This is a genomic window from Jeotgalibacillus marinus (genome assembly GCF_040801915.1).
Classification (GTDB): domain Bacteria; phylum Bacillota; class Bacilli; order Bacillales; family Jeotgalibacillaceae; genus Jeotgalibacillus; species Jeotgalibacillus marinus.
The window spans coordinates 1-211 of sequence record NZ_JBFMIA010000388.1 but is presented as its reverse complement, the minus strand read 5'-3'; the positions used below and the strand labels follow the sequence as shown (position 1 = coordinate 211).

The 211-nt window shown below is 50.2% G+C and carries 1 protein-coding gene; it reads left to right on the top strand.

Translation table 11 applies throughout. The features are described 5' to 3' along the window. Positions 1-211, top strand: a 211-nt coding sequence (locus AB1471_RS19275) for a hypothetical protein (protein ID WP_367781126.1), incomplete at both ends; no start/stop codon positions are given.

The following is a 211-nucleotide window of genomic DNA, read 5'->3' as shown; positions in this document are numbered from 1 at the left end:
AAGGAAGAAGAAGAAAAAAAGGAGGAAAGGGGGGAAAGGAAAGAAAAGAAGAAGGAGAGAAAGGAGGAAGAAGAGAAAAAAAAAGGGGGAAAGGGGGGAGGAGAGGGAGAAGAGGGGGAGGAAGAAGGGGGGGGGCGAGAGACGAAAGAGGAACGGGAAGGAAACACGAGGGAGGAAGAAAAAGAGGGGGAAATTGAGGATGGCAAACGAG